Annotated in this window: 15 protein-coding genes; 5 read left to right on the forward strand and 10 right to left on the reverse strand. The window is 71.9% G+C overall.

Annotation, left to right across the window (positions count from 1 at the left end):
• Positions 1 to 22 precede the first annotated feature (22 nt).
• Positions 23 to 769, forward strand: a complete 747-nt coding sequence (gene recO / locus ACIGQF_RS37935; protein ID WP_399720482.1) for a DNA repair protein RecO — start codon at positions 23 to 25, stop codon at positions 767 to 769.
• A 54-nt stretch (positions 770 to 823) separates the two neighbouring features.
• On the forward strand, positions 824 to 1,666 hold the full coding sequence (locus ACIGQF_RS37940; protein WP_399720484.1) for an isoprenyl transferase: 843 nt from the start codon (positions 824 to 826) through the stop codon (positions 1,664 to 1,666).
• A 68-nt stretch (positions 1,667 to 1,734) separates the two neighbouring features.
• Here ACIGQF_RS37940 and ACIGQF_RS37945 read toward each other — a convergent pair whose 3' ends face one another.
• The 4 genes from ACIGQF_RS37945 to ACIGQF_RS37960 form a co-directional block, all read right to left on the reverse strand.
• A complete protein-coding gene (locus ACIGQF_RS37945; protein WP_361557412.1) occupies positions 1,735 to 2,160 on the reverse strand; it encodes a transcriptional repressor in 426 nt (141 codons plus the stop codon).
• Positions 2,161 to 2,270: 110 nt separating this feature from the next.
• Positions 2,271 to 3,224, reverse strand: coding sequence for a metal ABC transporter permease (locus ACIGQF_RS37950; RefSeq protein ID WP_399720487.1), 954 nt, complete (start codon positions 3,222 to 3,224; stop codon positions 2,271 to 2,273).
• Position 3,225: 1 nt separating this feature from the next.
• The gene (locus ACIGQF_RS37955) at positions 3,226 to 4,020 is read right to left on the reverse strand and encodes a metal ABC transporter ATP-binding protein (protein WP_399720489.1); all 795 of its coding nucleotides are present in this window, start codon (positions 4,018 to 4,020) and stop codon (positions 3,226 to 3,228) included.
• Between the two features lie 29 nt (positions 4,021 to 4,049).
• Positions 4,050 to 5,021, reverse strand: a complete 972-nt coding sequence (locus tag ACIGQF_RS37960) for a metal ABC transporter substrate-binding protein (RefSeq protein ID WP_399720491.1) — start codon at positions 5,019 to 5,021, stop codon at positions 4,050 to 4,052.
• Positions 5,022 to 5,222: 201 nt separating this feature from the next.
• Between ACIGQF_RS37960 and ACIGQF_RS37965 the strand changes: the two genes are divergently transcribed.
• Complete coding sequence (locus ACIGQF_RS37965) at positions 5,223 to 6,605, forward strand: glycine--tRNA ligase (protein WP_399720493.1); 1,383 nt, start codon at positions 5,223 to 5,225, stop codon at positions 6,603 to 6,605.
• Between the two features lie 95 nt (positions 6,606 to 6,700).
• Here the strand turns inward: ACIGQF_RS37965 and ACIGQF_RS37970 are convergent, their stop codons facing one another.
• The 5 genes from ACIGQF_RS37970 to ACIGQF_RS37990 form a co-directional block, all read right to left on the reverse strand.
• Entirely contained in the window at positions 6,701 to 6,970 is a 270-nt protein-coding gene (locus ACIGQF_RS37970) for a cytochrome P450 (protein WP_399720549.1), read from the reverse strand.
• Between the two features lie 94 nt (positions 6,971 to 7,064).
• Positions 7,065 to 7,277 carry a hypothetical protein gene (locus ACIGQF_RS37975; protein WP_399720495.1) on the reverse strand — a complete coding sequence of 71 codons (213 nt, stop codon included), beginning with the start codon at positions 7,275 to 7,277 and terminating at the stop codon, positions 7,065 to 7,067.
• A 199-nt stretch (positions 7,278 to 7,476) separates the two neighbouring features.
• Entirely contained in the window at positions 7,477 to 8,073 is a 597-nt protein-coding gene (locus tag ACIGQF_RS37980) for a TetR/AcrR family transcriptional regulator (RefSeq protein WP_399720498.1), read from the reverse strand.
• 89 nt (positions 8,074 to 8,162) lie between these two features.
• Entirely contained in the window at positions 8,163 to 9,167 is a 1,005-nt protein-coding gene (locus ACIGQF_RS37985) for an aldo/keto reductase (protein ID WP_399720500.1), read from the reverse strand.
• 112 nt (positions 9,168 to 9,279) lie between these two features.
• A complete protein-coding gene (locus tag ACIGQF_RS37990; protein ID WP_399720503.1) occupies positions 9,280 to 10,764 on the reverse strand; it encodes an MFS transporter in 1,485 nt (494 codons plus the stop codon).
• A gap of 100 nt (positions 10,765 to 10,864) precedes the next feature.
• On the opposite strand from ACIGQF_RS37990, the gene ACIGQF_RS37995 reads away from it, so the two are divergent.
• Complete coding sequence (locus tag ACIGQF_RS37995; RefSeq protein WP_399720506.1) at positions 10,865 to 11,794, forward strand: helix-turn-helix transcriptional regulator; 930 nt, start codon at positions 10,865 to 10,867, stop codon at positions 11,792 to 11,794.
• Positions 11,795 to 11,834: 40 nt separating this feature from the next.
• Here the strand turns inward: ACIGQF_RS37995 and ACIGQF_RS38000 are convergent, their stop codons facing one another.
• Positions 11,835 to 13,298: an MFS transporter gene (locus tag ACIGQF_RS38000; protein WP_399720509.1), complete on the reverse strand. Its 1,464-nt coding sequence runs from the start codon at positions 13,296 to 13,298 to the stop codon at positions 11,835 to 11,837.
• A gap of 218 nt (positions 13,299 to 13,516) precedes the next feature.
• On the opposite strand from ACIGQF_RS38000, the gene dusB reads away from it, so the two are divergent.
• Complete coding sequence (gene dusB, locus ACIGQF_RS38005) at positions 13,517 to 14,656, forward strand: tRNA dihydrouridine synthase DusB (RefSeq protein WP_399720512.1); 1,140 nt, start codon at positions 13,517 to 13,519, stop codon at positions 14,654 to 14,656.
• Positions 14,657 to 14,695: the final 39 nt, after the last annotated feature.

The following is a 14,695-nucleotide window of genomic DNA, read 5'->3' on the forward strand; positions in this document are numbered from 1 at the left end:
CGGCGTGCGCGACAATGGCGCCATGAGTCTGTTCCGTGATGACGGTGTCGTGCTGCGCACCCAGAAGCTGGGTGAGGCGGACCGGATCATCACGCTGCTGACCCGCGGGCACGGCAGGGTTCGGGCCGTGGCCCGCGGCGTACGGCGTACGAAGTCGAAGTTCGGCGCCCGGCTGGAGCCGTTCTCCCACGTGGACGTGCAGTTCTTCGCGCGGGGCTCGGAACTGATCGGGCGCGGGCTGCCGCTGTGCACGCAGAGCGAGACGATCGCCGCGTACGGTGGCGGCATCGTGCGGGACTACGACCGGTACACCGCGGGGACCGCGATGCTGGAGACGGCGGAGCGGTTCACCGATCACGAGGGCGAGCCGGCGGTGCAGCAGTACCTCCTCCTCGTGGGCGGGCTGCGGACGCTGGCCAACGGGGAGCACGCCCCGCATCTCGTGCTCGACGCCTTCCTGCTGCGGTCGCTCGCCGTGAACGGCTACGCACCGAGTTTTGACGACTGCGCGCGGTGCGGAATGCCCGGTCCGAACCGGTTCTTCTCGGTCGGCGCGGGCGGAGTGATATGCGGGGAGTGCCGAGTGCCCGGCAGCGTCGTACCCTCCTCTGAGTCGATCGCGCTGCTCAGCGCGTTGCTGACGGGGGACTGGCAGACGGCGGACGCGGCCGAGGCCCGGCACGTCCGGGAGGGCAGCGGGCTGGTCGCGGCGTATCTGCAGTGGCACCTGGAGCGGGGACTGCGCTCGCTCCGCTACGTAGAGAAGTAACCACCCAAGAGCTCCACCCAAGAGCTTCCCGAAGAACTAGGAGACGTGGCACGCATGGCACGACGTGGGATTCTGGGCCGTTCGCGGCGGGAGTACCAGGCGCCGGAGCCGCACCCGTCCGGTGCGCGGCCGCCGAAGATCCCCGGTGAGCTGGTCCCCGAGCACGTGGCCATCGTGATGGACGGCAACGGGCGCTGGGCCAAGGAGCGCGGGCTGCCGCGCACCGAGGGGCACAAGGTCGGTGCCGAGCAGGTGCTGGACGTGCTGCAGGGCGCCATCGAGATGGGCGTGAAGGCCATCTCGCTGTACGCCTTCTCCACCGAGAACTGGAAGCGGTCGCCCGACGAGGTCCGCTTCCTGATGAACTTCAACCGCGACTTCATCCGCAAGACGCGTGACCAGCTGGACGCGCTCGGGATCCGGGTGCGCTGGGTGGGACGGATGCCCAAGCTGTGGAAGTCGGTGGCCAAGGAGCTGCAGGTCGCGCAGGAGCAGACGAAGGACAACGACGGCCTCACGCTGTACTTCTGCATGAACTACGGCGGGCGCGCGGAGATCGCGGACGCGGCGCAGGCGATGGCCGAGGACGTGAAGGCGGGCCGGCTGGACCCGTCGAAGGTCAGCGAGAAGACCTTCTCGAAGTACATGTACTACCCGGACATGCCGGACGTGGACATGTTCCTGCGGCCCTCCGGCGAGCAGCGCACGTCGAACTACCTGATCTGGCAGAGCGCCTACGCCGAGATGGTCTTCCAGGACGTGCTGTGGCCGGACTTCGACCGGCGGAACCTGTGGGACGCGTGCATGGAGTACGCCAAGCGGGACCGGCGCTTCGGTGGCGCGCTGCCGAACGAGGTTTCCGGGTCCGCGCAGGAGGGCGCCGGGCAGCAGGCCTGAGCGGACGCTGAAGGGCCCGGGAGCCGTCGTACGGCTTTCCCCGGGCCCTTCTTGCTTCCCGGCGCCCCTCAGGACGCCTCCGCGGCCTTCGCGCAGTCCCCGCACGTACCGAAGATCTCGATCGTGTGCCCGACGTCACGGAAGCCGTGCTCCGCCGCGATCTGATCGGCCCACCGCTCCACCGCGGGGCCCTCGACCTCCACGGCCTTGCCGCAGGAGCGGCAGACCAGGTGGTGATGGTGATCGTCGGTGCTGCACCGGCGGTAGACGGCCTCGCCCTCACTGGTGCGCAGCACGTCCACCTCGCCGGCGTCGGCCAGCGACTGGAGTGTGCGGTAGACCGTGGTGAGCCCCACCGAGTCGCCCCGGTGCTTGAGCATGTCGTGCAGTTCCTGTGCGCTGCGGAACTCGTCGACCTCGTCGAGAGCCGCGGCCACGGCGGCTCGCTGCCGCGTCGACCGGCCGCGCACCGGAGATCCCGCGCTCGTCGCCACCGTTGCCTCCCTTAGGCGTAGAACATCCCCCTGCGGAACGTCCGGCCATTGTGCCAGGTGATGACCGGAAGCCAGGTGGGACGCTTACACCCGCGCCTGCGTCCGTACGCTCACGGTGCGCTCGCACCGACGTCGTCCGCCGGCTTCCGGGCGGCCGGCACTCCCCCGAGCTCTCCACTTCGTTCGGGCTGGGGGGACCCCCAGCCCGGCCCCTCCAGGGTGCACCCCTGCTCGTCCCGGACGACAGCTCGCGCGCGTCTTTTCGCCAGTGGCGCGGCGACCAGCGAGAAGACGGCGAACACCGCGATGGCCAGCAGCACGATGCTCGCACCCGGCGGCACGTCCACGTAGAACGACACGGCCGTACCCGAGAGGGTGACGATCACGCCGATCGCCACCGAGATGGCGAGGGTCGCGGCGAAGCCGCGGGTGGCCTGCTGGGCGGCCGCGACCGGCACCACCAGCAGCGCGCTGACGAGCAGCAGGCCGACGGCGCGCATGGCGACGGTGACGGTGACGGCGGCGGTGACCGCGAGCAGGAGGTTCAGGACGCGGACCGGCAGGCCCGTGACGCGGGCGAACTCCTCGTCCTGGCAGATCGCGAAGAGCTGGCGGCGCAGGCCGAGCGTGATCACGAGCACGAAGGCGGCCAGGATCGCGGTGACCGTGACGTCCTCGGGGGAGACGCTGGTGATGGAGCCGAAGAGATAGCTCGTGAGGTTCGCGGTGGAGCCGCCGGGGGCGAGGTTGATGATCAGTACGCCGCCGGCCATGCCGCCGTAGAAGAGCATGGCGAGCGCGATGTCGCCGCGGGTCTTGCCGTACGAGCGGACCAGCTCCATGATCACCGCGCCGATGGTGGCGACCAGGACGGCCATCCACACCGGCGAGGTGTTGAGGAGCACGCCGAGCGCGACACCGGTCAGCGCGACGTGGCCGATGCCGTCGCCCATGATCGCCTGGCGGCGCTGCACGAGATAGATGCCGACGGCGGGCGCGGTGATGCCGACCAGCGCGGCCGCGATCAGCGCCCGCTGCATGAAGGCGTAGGTGAGGATGTCCATCTCAGGTCAGCAGTCCTGTCCGGACGGGCTCGTGGGCCGCGTCCGCGTGCGGGTGTACGTGATCGTGGCCGGGCAGGGCATGCTGGCCGACGGCCTCCGGGGGAGGCCCGTCGTGGACGACGCAGCCGTCCCGCAGCACCACGGCACGGTCGATGAGCGGCTCCAGCGGGCCCAGTTCGTGCAGCACGAGCAGGACCGTGGCGCCCGCCCCGACCTGCGCGCGCAGCGTCGCCGCCAGCACCTCCTGGCTGGCGAGGTCCACGCCGGCCATCGGCTCGTCCATGATCAGCAGCTCGGGCTCGGCGACCAGCGCGCGGGCGATCAGGACGCGCTGGTGCTGGCCGCCGGAGAGCGCGCCGACCGAGTCCTTCGCGCGGTCGGCCATGCCGACCTGCTCCAGCGCCGCCATGACGGCCGAGCGGTCGGCCTTGCCCGGCCACTTCAGCTTCGTACGGGCCAGCCGGCCGGCCGCCACGACCTCGCGGACCGTGGCGGGCACGCCGCCCGCCGCGGTGGTGCGCTGCGGTACGTAGCCGATGCGTGCCCAGCTCTTGAAGCGGCGCGCGGGCGTGCCGAACAGCTCCAGTTCGCCGGCGCTCAGCGGGACCTGGCCGACCACGGCGCGTACGGCAGTGGACTTGCCGGAGCCATTGGCGCCGAGCAGCGCGACGACCTCGCCGCGCCGCACGGTCAGGTCGATGCCGCGCAGCACGGGGCGGGCGCCCAGCGACGCGCTCGCGCCGCGCAGCGAGACGACGGCCGGTGCCTCGTCGGGACCACTGTCCGTACCGCTCATGGCCGCTCCTTCTCTGGCGTCCGGCCCGGTCACTCGGCGCCCAGTGCCTTCTGCAGCGCCTTGAGGTTGGACTCCATGACGGCGAGGTAGTCGTCGCCGCGGGACTTCTTGGTGATGCCCTCGATGGGGTCCAGCACATCCGTCTTGGCGTGCACGTCCTTGGCCAGCGTCTTGGCCATGTCGGGGCTGGTCAGCGTCTCGAAGAAGACGGTGTGCACGTCGTGCTCCTTCGCGAGCCCCTGCAGCTCCTTCACCCGGCTGCCGCTGACGTCGGTGGCCTCCGGGTCCAGGCCGCTGATGGCCTCCTCGGTGAGGCCGTAGCGCTCGGCGAGGTAGCCGAAGGCGGCGTGGGTGGTGATGAAGGTGTCCGACTTACGGTTCTTCAGCCCGTCCTTGTACTCCTGGTTCAGCTTGTCCAGCTGCTTCACCAGCGCGGCGGTGTTCTTCTCGTAGTCGGCCTTGTGCTTCGGGTCCGCCGCGGCGAGGGTCTTGCCGACGCCCTTGGCGGCCTCGGCGTACTTCACGGGGTCCAGCCAGATGTGCGGGTCGAGGCCGGACTCGTCGCCGTGGCCCTCGTGGCCGTGCTCCTCGTGGCCGTGGCCGTGGCCGCCGACCTCGGCGCCGTGGCTCTCCAGGGTGGTGAAGGAGGCGGCGTCGGCGGTGTGCTTCACGCCGGACTGCTTGACGGCCTCGTCCACGGCCGGCTGGACGCCCTTGAGGTAGACGACGGCGTCGGACTCGCCGAGCTGGGCGGTCTGCTTGGGGCTGAGCTCCAGGTCGTGCGGCTCGGTGCCGGGAGCGGTGAGGCTGGTCACCGACACGTGCTCGCCGCCGATCTCCTCGGCGAGGTACTGCATCGGGTAGAAGGACGCCGTCACGGCGAGCTTGCCGTCCTCCTTGCCGGCCGCGCCGGAGGTGGCGGAGCAGGCGGAGACGGCGAGAAGGCCCAGGACAGCGGAGCCGGCGAGGGCCGCAGTGGATATTCGACGGCGTACGTTCATGACAGTCATTTTCAACTGGACTGGAAACGATTGTCAACAAACCAGGTGAGAGGGGGACAGTGACGGGAACCGATTTGATCCGGGGGGCATGGCCGCCGGTAACCTGAAGCATTCGCCCGCCCGCCTCCCGACCACGCCCCTCCAGGAGGCGCCAGGGCGCCGCTCCTATTAATCGTTCGTCGTCGCAATGAAGAGAGCACCGTGGCCGCCGACAAGATCGACACCATCGTCAGCCTGAGCAAGCGCCGTGGCTTCGTATACCCGTGCAGTGAGATCTACGGCGGCCAGCGCGCCGCCTGGGACTACGGTCCTCTCGGTGTGGAGCTGAAGGAGAACATCAAGCGTCAGTGGTGGCGCAACATGGTCACCTCGCGCGAGGACGTGGTCGGTCTCGACTCGTCGGTCATCCTGGCCCCGGAGGTCTGGGTGGCGTCCGGTCACGTCGCGACCTTCACGGACCCGCTGACCGAGTGCACCTCCTGCCACAAGCGCTTCCGCGCCGACCACCTCGAAGAGGCCTACGAGGCGAAGCACGGGCGCCTGCCCGAGAACGGCCTCGCCGACGTCAACTGCCCGCACTGCGGCAACAAGGGCAGCTTCACCGAGCCCAAGCAGTTCTCCGGCCTGCTCTCCACGCACCTCGGCCCGACCCAGGACTCCGGCTCGGTCGCGTACCTCCGCCCCGAGACCGCCCAGGGCATCTTCACCAACTTCGCCCAGGTCCAGCAGACCTCGCGCAAGAAGCCCCCGTTCGGCATCGCCCAGATGGGCAAGTCCTTCCGGAACGAGATCACGCCGGGCAACTTCATCTTCCGCACCCGCGAGTTCGAGCAGATGGAGATGGAGTTCTTCGTCAAGCCGGGCGAGGACGAGACCTGGCACGAGTACTGGATGGAGCAGCGCTGGAACTGGTACCGCGACCTGGGCCTGCGCGAGGAGAACATCCGGTGGTACGAGCACCCCAAGGAGAAGCTCTCCCACTACTCCAAGCGCACCGCTGACATCGAGTACCGCTTCCAGTTCGGCGGCTCGGAGTGGGGCGAGCTGGAGGGCGTCGCGAACCGTACGGACTACGACCTCGCCTCGCACTCCAAGGCCTCCGGCCAGGACCTGTCCTACTTCGACCAGGAGGCCGGCGAGCGCTACACCCCGTTCGTCATCGAGCCCGCGGCCGGTGTCGGCCGGGCGATGCTCGCCTTCATGCTCGACGCGTACTTCGAGGACGAGGCGCCGAACGCCAAGGGCAAGATGGAGAAGCGCACGGTCATGCGCCTCGACCCGCGCCTGTCGCCGGTCAAGGTCGCCGTCCTCCCGCTGTCCCGGAACCCGCAGCTGTCCCCGAAGGCCAAGGGCCTCGCGGCGGACCTGCGCAAGAACTGGAACATCGAGTTCGACGACGCGGGCGCCATCGGCCGCCGCTACCGCCGCCAGGACGAGATCGGCACGCCGTTCTGCGTCACGGTCGACTTCGACACCCTCGACGACAACGCCGTGACCGTGCGCGAGCGCGACACGATGAAGCAGGAGCGGGTGTCCCTGGACCAGATCCAGGCTTACCTGGGCGGGCGCCTGCTGGGCTGCTGACGCAGCGGGGTTCCGACCCCGGCTACTGGGCGGGTGGGTTCGGTCGTTGGCCGGCCCACCCGCCGCTGTGCTTGCTCGCGCAGTTCCCCGCGCCCTTACGGGGCGAAGGTGACCGCCAAGGCGTCCAACGCCAGATGTCGGCCGTTCTCGTAGAAGCGGGTGGGGTCGGCGGTCAGGGCGTACGGGGCGTGGCGGGACAGTTCTTCCAGGACGAGGCGGAATTCGAGGCGGGCCAGTGGCGCGCCGATGCAGAAGTGGATGCCGCGGCCGAAGGTCAGGTGGAGGTTCGGCGGGCGGTCGAGGCGGAACTCCGCCGGGGCCGGGAAGACCGCGGGGTCGCGGTTCGCCGCCCCGGTCAGCAGGATGACCCGGTCCCGGCCGGGATCTTCACCCCGTCGATCTCCACCTCCCTGGTCGTCACGCGCGTGCTGTGATCCGCCGGGGTCTGGGTGGCGGAGGTCATGGCGCGCACCGCGTCCTCGGGGCCGTCGACCGGTACGACGTTGGCGACCCGGCCGGAGACGAGGTGGGGAAGGCCACCGGCTTGCCGGTCAGCGAGACGATCACCGCGCCCTCGTCCGCGCGGCCGCCGGTCAGCCGGTACCGGTCGGGCGCGGCGCGCAGCGCGAGCAGCCCGGACGCCGCGTCGTCGAGTGTGTGGATCGCGCGCACGGACGCGCCGCTTCGCCGTCAACAAGAACTCCAACGGGTGCGGATACGGAAAGGCGGGATACGCATTCGAACGTGCGCGGGGCCGGCCGGCGGTACGGGGTATTCCGTACGCCCGGCCAGCGGGGAATGCGATGCGTTAATCTCCGGCCTACTCGGCCGATTGAAACCATTCCGCCGTCGCGTTCGGTCATGGCGCGGACTACTGCGCCGGGGCGCACAACCCGCGAAGGACGAGTTCACGTACCACCGTGAACTGCCCTTCGATTTCGGGGCGTTGCCATTCGCCGGCGTGGCACGGGTCGTGGAATCGGGCGGTGGCGTCGAAGACGGCGCGCGCTGTGGCGTCGGTGTCCGCGGCGGGCGCGAACGTGCCCTCCGCGACGCCGTCCGCGACGATCCGGGCGAGCTGTCCGACCAGTACGGCGATATGCGCGTCCACGACCTCCGCGGCCTCGGACGTCAGGACCATGTACGTGTCGAACAGCTCGGGGTCGTCGCCCGCCTTGCGCCGCTTCGCCGCGAAGAGCGCGTCCAGCCACCGCGCCAGCCGGTCGGCCGCCGGGACGGCCGCGTCCCCGGCGAGTTCGTCGAGCACGCCGGTCGTGCGGTCCAGCCAGCGTCCCGTGACCGCCTCGCGCAGCGCCGCCTTCGTGGGGAAGTGCCGGTAGACGCTGCCGTGGCTGACGCCCAGCGCCCGCGCCACGTCGACCACCGTGGCCTTCGCCTGGCCGTGCCGGCGCAGCACCTCTTCGGTGGCCTGGAGGATGCGTTCGCGGGTCAGCGGCTCGGGCGGCATGGGTCGGTCGGGCCTTCCTGGTCGGGGGCGGCGGGCGGGGGTGCCGTGCTACGGACGGTATCCGACGCCCCGCCCGCCGCCGGGCCGGGTCAGCGCTCGCTGTCCAGGTGCGCCATCTGGTTGGCCGGGTAGCGGTCGCCGGCCGCCGCGCCGGCCGGGACCGCCTGCTCGATGGCGGCCAGGTCGCCGGCGTCCAGGGTGACGTCCAGCGCGCCGAGCGCCTCGGTCAGCCGCTCGCGGGTGCGGGCGCCGACCAGCGGAACGATGTCCTCGCCGCGGGCGAGTACCCAGGCGATCGCGGTCTGCGCGACCGAGGCGCCCTTGCGGTCGGCGACGGCCCGCAGCGCCTCGACCAGCCCGAGGTTGTGGTCGAGGTTGTCGCCCTGGAAGCGCGGGCTCATGCCGCGGAAGTCGTTCGCGGCGAGCTTCCGGTCCCGGCTGAAGTGCCCGCTGATCAGGCCGCGGGAGAGGACGCCGTACGCGGTGATCCCGATGCCCAGCTCGCGGGCCGTGGGCAGGATCTCCTCCTCGATGCCGCGCGAGATGAGGGAGTACTCGATCTGGAGGTCGGAGACGGGCGCCACGGCCGCCGCTCTGCGCAGCGTCTCCGCGCCGACCTCGGAGAGGCCGACGTGGCGGACGTGCCCGGCCTCGATCAGCTCGGCGATGGCGCCGACGGTCTCCTCGACCGGTACGTCGGGATCGAGGCGGGCGATGCGGTAGACGTCGATGTGGTCGGTGCCGAGGCGCTGGAGGGAGTACGCGGCGAAGTTCTTCACCGCGGCCGGCCGCCCGTCGTAGCCGGTGAACGCGCCCTCGACCGTCCGCAGGGCGCCGAACTTGACGCTGATCAGGGCGTTGTCGCGGGCGGCCGCCGGGGCGGTGCGCAGCGCTTCGTTGAGGAGCAGTTCGTTGTGGCCCATGCCGTAGAAGTCGCCGGTGTCCAGGAGGGTGATCCCGGCGTCCAGCGCCGCGTGGACGGTGGCGATCGATTCGGTGCGGTCGCTGTCCCCGTAGAGCGCGGACATGCCCATGCAGCCGAGGCCGAGGGCGGAGGTCTGGGGGCCGGTGGTGCCAAGAGTGCGCATCTGCATGTATCCACCGTCGCATGACAGCTGACAGATTTCAATTGTTGTCAGTTGATTGCGGCCGGGCGGTGGCTGTCAGCTGTCATGCGCGAGGCGGAAGGCCGGGTGGCGGCCGGGCTCAGGACAGGGCGCGCGGCAGCCGCAGGGACAGGCCCGTCATCACCAGCAGACCCACGAACTGGACGGCCAGCGCGACGAGCAGCGCGTCCCGTACCCCGGCCGACGGGACGAGCCCCAGGAACACCGAGCCGATCGTCGCGACGCCGAGCGCCAGGCAGGTCTGCTGCGCCGTGACCGAGAGGCCGCTGCCCGCGCCCGCCCGCTCCGGCGGCACGGCCGCCAGCATCACCCGGAAGTACGTCGGGAGCTGGAAGCCCTGGCCGGCGCCGATGACGGCCATCGCGGGCGCCAGCGAGACCGGGTCCAGGTCCGGCCAGCCGGCGAGGACGGTCGCCGCGAGCAGGGCCAGCCCCACCGCGTGCGTCACCGCGCCGGCCGTCAGCACCCGGCTGCCCAGCCGGGGCGCGAGCCGCGGCCCCCACATGGACGTGACCAGGTACGTCACGCTCATCGGCACCACCGCGGCGCCCGCCACCACCGGCGACAGTCCCAGCCCCTGCTGGAGCGCGACCGCCACCACGAACATGAAGCCGCCGAACCCGGCGAACAACGGGACGGCCACGGCCAGTCCGCGGCGCAGCCCCGGTTCGCGCAACAGTGAGGGCGGCAGCAGCGGCGCGCCCCCGCTCCGCTCCGCCCGCCGCTCGACCACGTAGAACGCCCAGGCCAGCAGGGGCGCGGCGGCCAGCAGCAGCCACGACCACAGCGGGCCGCCGGCCGCCCGGCCCTCCGTCAGCGGCAGCAGCAGCGCAACGAGTGCGAGCGCGAACAGCAGCGTTCCGGCCCGGTCGCCGCGGGCCGGCCGGGCCGCCCGGCTGTCCGGTACCGAGAACCGGCCCAGCAGCAGGATGGCCGCCACCACCGGCACGTTCACCAGGAAGATCGCGCGCCAGCCGGTACCCAGCAGGTCGGCGGAGACCAGCAGCCCGCCGAGCAGCTGCCCGGCGACCCCGGCGACGCCGCCCGTCGCGCCGTACAGGCCGAGCGCCCGGCCGCGCCGGCCGCCCGACGTGGTCGCGTGGATGGTGGCCAGCACCTGCGGCAGCATCACCGCGGACGCCGCGCCCTGCGCCGCGCGCGCCGCCACCAGCGTCCAGGCGTCCGGCGCCAGCCCGCAGGCCAGCGAGGTCAGGCCGAAGGCGGCCGCGCCCCACAGGAACAGCCGCCGCCGGCCGTAGGTGTCGCCGAGCCGCCCGCCCAGGACGAGCAGCACGGCGTACGCCATGGCGTACGCGGCCGCGACCATCTCCAGGACCGCGGGCCCGGCCCGCAGCTCGCGTCCGATGGACGGCAGGGCGACGTTCACGATGAAGAAGTCGGTCATGGGCAGCGCGGCACCCAGCAGCAGGGTGGCCAGGCCGAGCGCGGTCAGCCGAGCGGCGGGCGCCGCCCGCTCCGCGGCGGTCGCCGTCGGGCCCGGTGTCGTCGGATCCGGTCCCGTCAGGCCCGGTGTGGTCGGTTCGGGTGTCGTCGTGGTGCTCACACTGCGACGATCCGGCAGCGCTCAGCCGGGTACCAGAGTGTGTTCATCCTGGTACCAGCACTACCTGGCAACCGGCTCGGTCGTGCGCGACGCTGGAACCATGAGCGTCACCGCAGCCCCCGCACCCGCCCGCAGCGCCGCCGACGTCCGCCGCGACGAGCTGGCCGCGTTCCTGCGCAGCCGCCGCGAACGCATCCCGCCCGAGCGGGTCGGCCTGCCGCGCGGCACGCGCCGACGCACCCCGGGGCTGCGCCGCGAGGAGGTCGCGCAGCTCGCCGCGGTCGGCGTCACCTGGTACACCTGGCTCGAACAGGCCAGGGACATCCACGTCTCGGCGCAGGTGCTGGACGCGGTCGCGCGGGCGCTGCTCATGGACGCCAGCGAGCGCGCGCACCTCTTCGCGCTGGCCGGCACCGCCGATCCGGCGCCCGGCGGCGAGTGCGCGGTGGTCTCACCGGAGCTGCGGCAGGTGCTGGAGCAGCTGGAGCCGTTCGCGGCCTGCGTGCAGAACCGCCGGTACGACATCCTCGCGTACAACCGCACCTACGGGCGGCTGCTGACCGACCTCGACGCGCTGGAGCCGCAGGACCGCAACTGCCTGTGGCTCACTTTCACCCACCCCGAGTGGCGGGGCGCCGTGCCGCACCTGGAAGAGACGATGGCCCAGATGACGGCCCGCTTCCGGGCCGCCATGGCCGAGCACGTCGCGGAGCCCGCGTGGAAGGCCCTGCTCAAGCGGTTGCAGCGGGCGTCGCCGGAGTTCCGGGAGATCTGGGACCGGCACGAGGTGCTGTGCGCCCGCGCGAAGACCAAGACCTTCCAGAACGCGGAGGTGGGCCTGGTGCGGGTGACCAACACCCCGCTCTACCTCGGCGCCCGGGAGGGCTTCCGGGTGACGGTGTACGCGCCGCAGGACGAGGCCTCGCGGGAGCGGCTGGTGCGGCTCCGGGAACTGGCGGTGGCGGCGGAGGCCGCCCGCGCACCGGCGGGCGGCGCACCGGCGGCAGCGGGTGGCCGGAGCAGCGGGTAGGCGGCGGTGGGTGGCCGGCAGCGGCCGGCCCGCGGCCCGCTCAGCCGCTCCGGCGGCTGTCCGCGGGAGCGCCGGGCGACGGCACCGGGGCGCCCTCCAGCTGCCGGGCGGCGCGGCGGGCCGTCTCGCGGGCCCAGTTTCCGCTGGTGAGGGCGCCGACGAGGAGCACGGCCACGCCGCAGCCGGTGATGACCCACCAGGCCGGGCGGCTCGCCTCCGCGAAGGCGCCGGTGGTGGCGGCAGCGCCGCCGCTCGCCAGCACGGCCCCGATCACGGCGACGCCCAGCGACTGGCCGACCTGGCGGCTGGTGGAGGCCACCGCCGCCGCGACCCCGGCCTGCGCCCGCGGCATCCCGGACACCGCGGTATTGGTGATCGGCGCGTTCACCAGGCCGAAGCCGATGCCGAAGAGCACGTACCCGGTGAAGAGCAGCGGGGTGCTGTCCTCCGCCCGGAAGCCGGCGAAGAGGACGCCGCTGATCACCATCCCCGCACCGGCCAGCAGCAGCGACAGGCGCGGCCCGCGCGCCCCCACCAGCCGCCCCGACAGCGGCGCGAAGACCAGCGTCATGGCCGCCATCGGCAGCATGTACAGGCCCGCGTGCAGCGCCGAGAGGCCGCGGACGTCCTGGAGGTAGAGGGTGTTGACGAAGAGGAAGCCGCCGAGCGCCGCGAACGCGCTCACGGCGATCACGGTCGCGCCGCTGAACGGGGCGCTGCGGAAGAAGCGCAGCTCGATCAGCGGCTCGGTGCGCCGCCGCTCGTATCCGATCAGCCCGGCGAGCGACAGGACGGCCAGCGCGCTGCAGCCCATGATCAGCGGCGAGCCCCAGCCCGACTCGGGCGCCTCGATGATCGCGTACGTCAGGGAGCCGAGCAGCAGGATGACCAGCACCTGGCCCACGGGGTCGGGGCGGCGCGGGTGGGGCGCGCGGGAGTGTGGGACGTAGCGCATGGTCAGGAAGAGCGCGAGCAGTCCGATGGGGACGTTGATCCAGAAGATCGCCCGCCAGTCCACGGCCTCCACGAGCAGCCCGCCGACCACCGGCCCCGCGGCCATGCTGAGACCGACCACGCCGCCCCACACGCCGATCGCGCGGGCCCGTTCGCGCGGCTCGGTGAAGGTGTTGGTGATGATCGACATCGCCACGGGGTTCAGCATCGAGCCGCCCACCGCCTGCACCATCCGGAACGCCACCAGCCACGACAGGCTCGGCGCGAGACTGCACAGCAGCGACCCCAGGGTGAAGACGATCAGCCCCACCTGGAACACCCGGCGGCGGCCGAGCCGGTCCGCCGTGGAGCCGGCCAGCATCAGCAGCGACGCCAGCACGAGGGTGTAGGCGTCGATCGTCCACTGCATGCCGGACACGGAGGCGTGCAGATCCTGGCGGAGGGAAGGCAGGGCGACATTCAGGACGGTGTTGTCCAGGCTGACGATCAGCAGGCTCATGCAGCAGATCGCCAGCACCAGCATCCGCCGCCGGTGGCTGAGCTCGGGCATGGTTGAACGTTACAACGAGTAGCGGTACCGGGCTCCCGGAGCGCCCGCTCGACGGCCCGTACCGGCCTCGGGAGGCGCCCGTGCCGGCCCTCCGAGGAGCGCGCGTACGGCGCACCCGCCACGTGCGGGACAATGGGAGACCGCACCCGCCCCGTACGCCGACCCCGTACGTCCAACCCGTACGTCCAATCCGTACCCGTCGAAGGAACCCGCTTCAGATGTCGTCGCTGCAGATCGGCCCGCACAGCGTGCAGCCCCCCGTGGTCCTCGCGCCGATGGCCGGGATCACCAACGCGCCCTTCCGGACCCTGTGCCGGGAGTTCTCGGGCGGCAAGGGCCTCTTCGTCAGCGAGATGATCACCACGCGGGCGCTGGTCGAGCGCAACGAGAAGACCATGCAGCTGATCCACTTCGACGCGACCGAGAAGCCGCGCTCGATCCAGCTGTACGGCGTCGACCCCGACACCGTCGGCAAGGCCGTCCGCATGATCGCGGAAGAGGACCTGGCCGACCACATCGACCTGAACTTCGGCTGCCCCGTCCCGAAGGTGACCCGCAAGGGCGGCGGCTCGGCCCTCCCGTACAAGCGGAACCTGCTCCGCGCCATCCTGCGCGAGGCGGTCGGCAACGCCGGCTCGCTGCCCGTCACGATCAAGATGCGCAAGGGCATCGACGACGACCACCTCACCTTCCTCGACGCCGGGCGGATCGCCGTCGAGGAGGGCGTCACGGCCGTCGCGCTGCACGGCCGCACCGCCGCCCAGCACTACGGCGGCACCGCGGACTGGGACGCCATCGCCCGCCTCAAGGAGCACGTCGGCGCGGTCAGCGACATCCCGGTGCTCGGCAACGGCGACATCTGGTCCGCCGACGACGCGCGGCGGATGATGCGCGAGACCGGCTGCGACGGCGTCGTCGTCGGCCGCGGCTGCCTGGGCCGCCCCTGGCTCTTCGGCGACCTGGTCGCCGCCTTCGAGGACCGGCCCGAGGACTACGCCCGGCCGACCATGAAGGAGGTCGCGGACGTCATGCTCCGGCACGCCACCCTCCTCGGAGAGTGGCTGGGCGACGAGGCGCGCGGCGTGATCGATTTCCGCAAGCACGTGGCCTGGTACACCAAGGGCTTCTCGGTCGGCTCCGAGATGCGCCGCAAGCTCGCCGTCTCCTCCTCCCTGGCCGAGCTGGCCGACCACCTCTCCGCGCTCGACCTCGACCAGCCCTGGCCCACCGGCGCCGACGGCCCCCGCGGCCGCACCTCCGGCCGCAACAAGGTCGTCCTCCCGGACGGCTGGCTGAACGACCCGTACGACTGCACGGGCGTGAGCGCGGACGCGGAACTGGACACTTCGGGGGGCTGAGTCACGGAGTGATTTCCTCCTGTGCAAGCCGAGTTGAGC

Source organism: Streptomyces sp. NPDC053560 (assembly GCF_044544605.1).
Lineage (GTDB): Bacteria > Actinomycetota > Actinomycetes > Streptomycetales > Streptomycetaceae > Streptomyces.

What these genes read in the sequence shown, in the direction of transcription:
- ACIGQF_RS37940 (WP_399720484.1), top strand. Translation starts at nt 824, where the DNA reads ATGGCACGACGTGGGATTCTGGGCCGTTCGCGGCGGGAGTACCAGGCG.
- ACIGQF_RS37960 (WP_399720491.1), bottom strand. Translation starts at nt 5,021, where the DNA reads ATGAACGTACGCCGTCGAATATCCACTGCGGCCCTCGCCGGCTCCGCT.
- ACIGQF_RS37955 (WP_399720489.1), bottom strand. Translation starts at nt 4,020, where the DNA reads ATGAGCGGTACGGACAGTGGTCCCGACGAGGCACCGGCCGTCGTCTCG.
- ACIGQF_RS37985 (WP_399720500.1), bottom strand. Translation starts at nt 9,167, where the DNA reads ATGCAGATGCGCACTCTTGGCACCACCGGCCCCCAGACCTCCGCCCTC.
- ACIGQF_RS38000 (WP_399720509.1), bottom strand. Translation starts at nt 13,298, where the DNA reads ATGCCCGAGCTCAGCCACCGGCGGCGGATGCTGGTGCTGGCGATCTGC.
- ACIGQF_RS37995 (WP_399720506.1), top strand. Translation starts at nt 10,865, where the DNA reads ATGAGCGTCACCGCAGCCCCCGCACCCGCCCGCAGCGCCGCCGACGTC.
- ACIGQF_RS37980 (WP_399720498.1), bottom strand. Translation starts at nt 8,073, where the DNA reads ATGCCGCCCGAGCCGCTGACCCGCGAACGCATCCTCCAGGCCACCGAA.
- ACIGQF_RS37950 (WP_399720487.1), bottom strand. Translation starts at nt 3,224, where the DNA reads ATGGACATCCTCACCTACGCCTTCATGCAGCGGGCGCTGATCGCGGCC.
- dusB (WP_399720512.1), top strand. Translation starts at nt 13,517, where the DNA reads ATGTCGTCGCTGCAGATCGGCCCGCACAGCGTGCAGCCCCCCGTGGTC.
- recO (WP_399720482.1), top strand. Translation starts at nt 23, where the DNA reads ATGAGTCTGTTCCGTGATGACGGTGTCGTGCTGCGCACCCAGAAGCTG.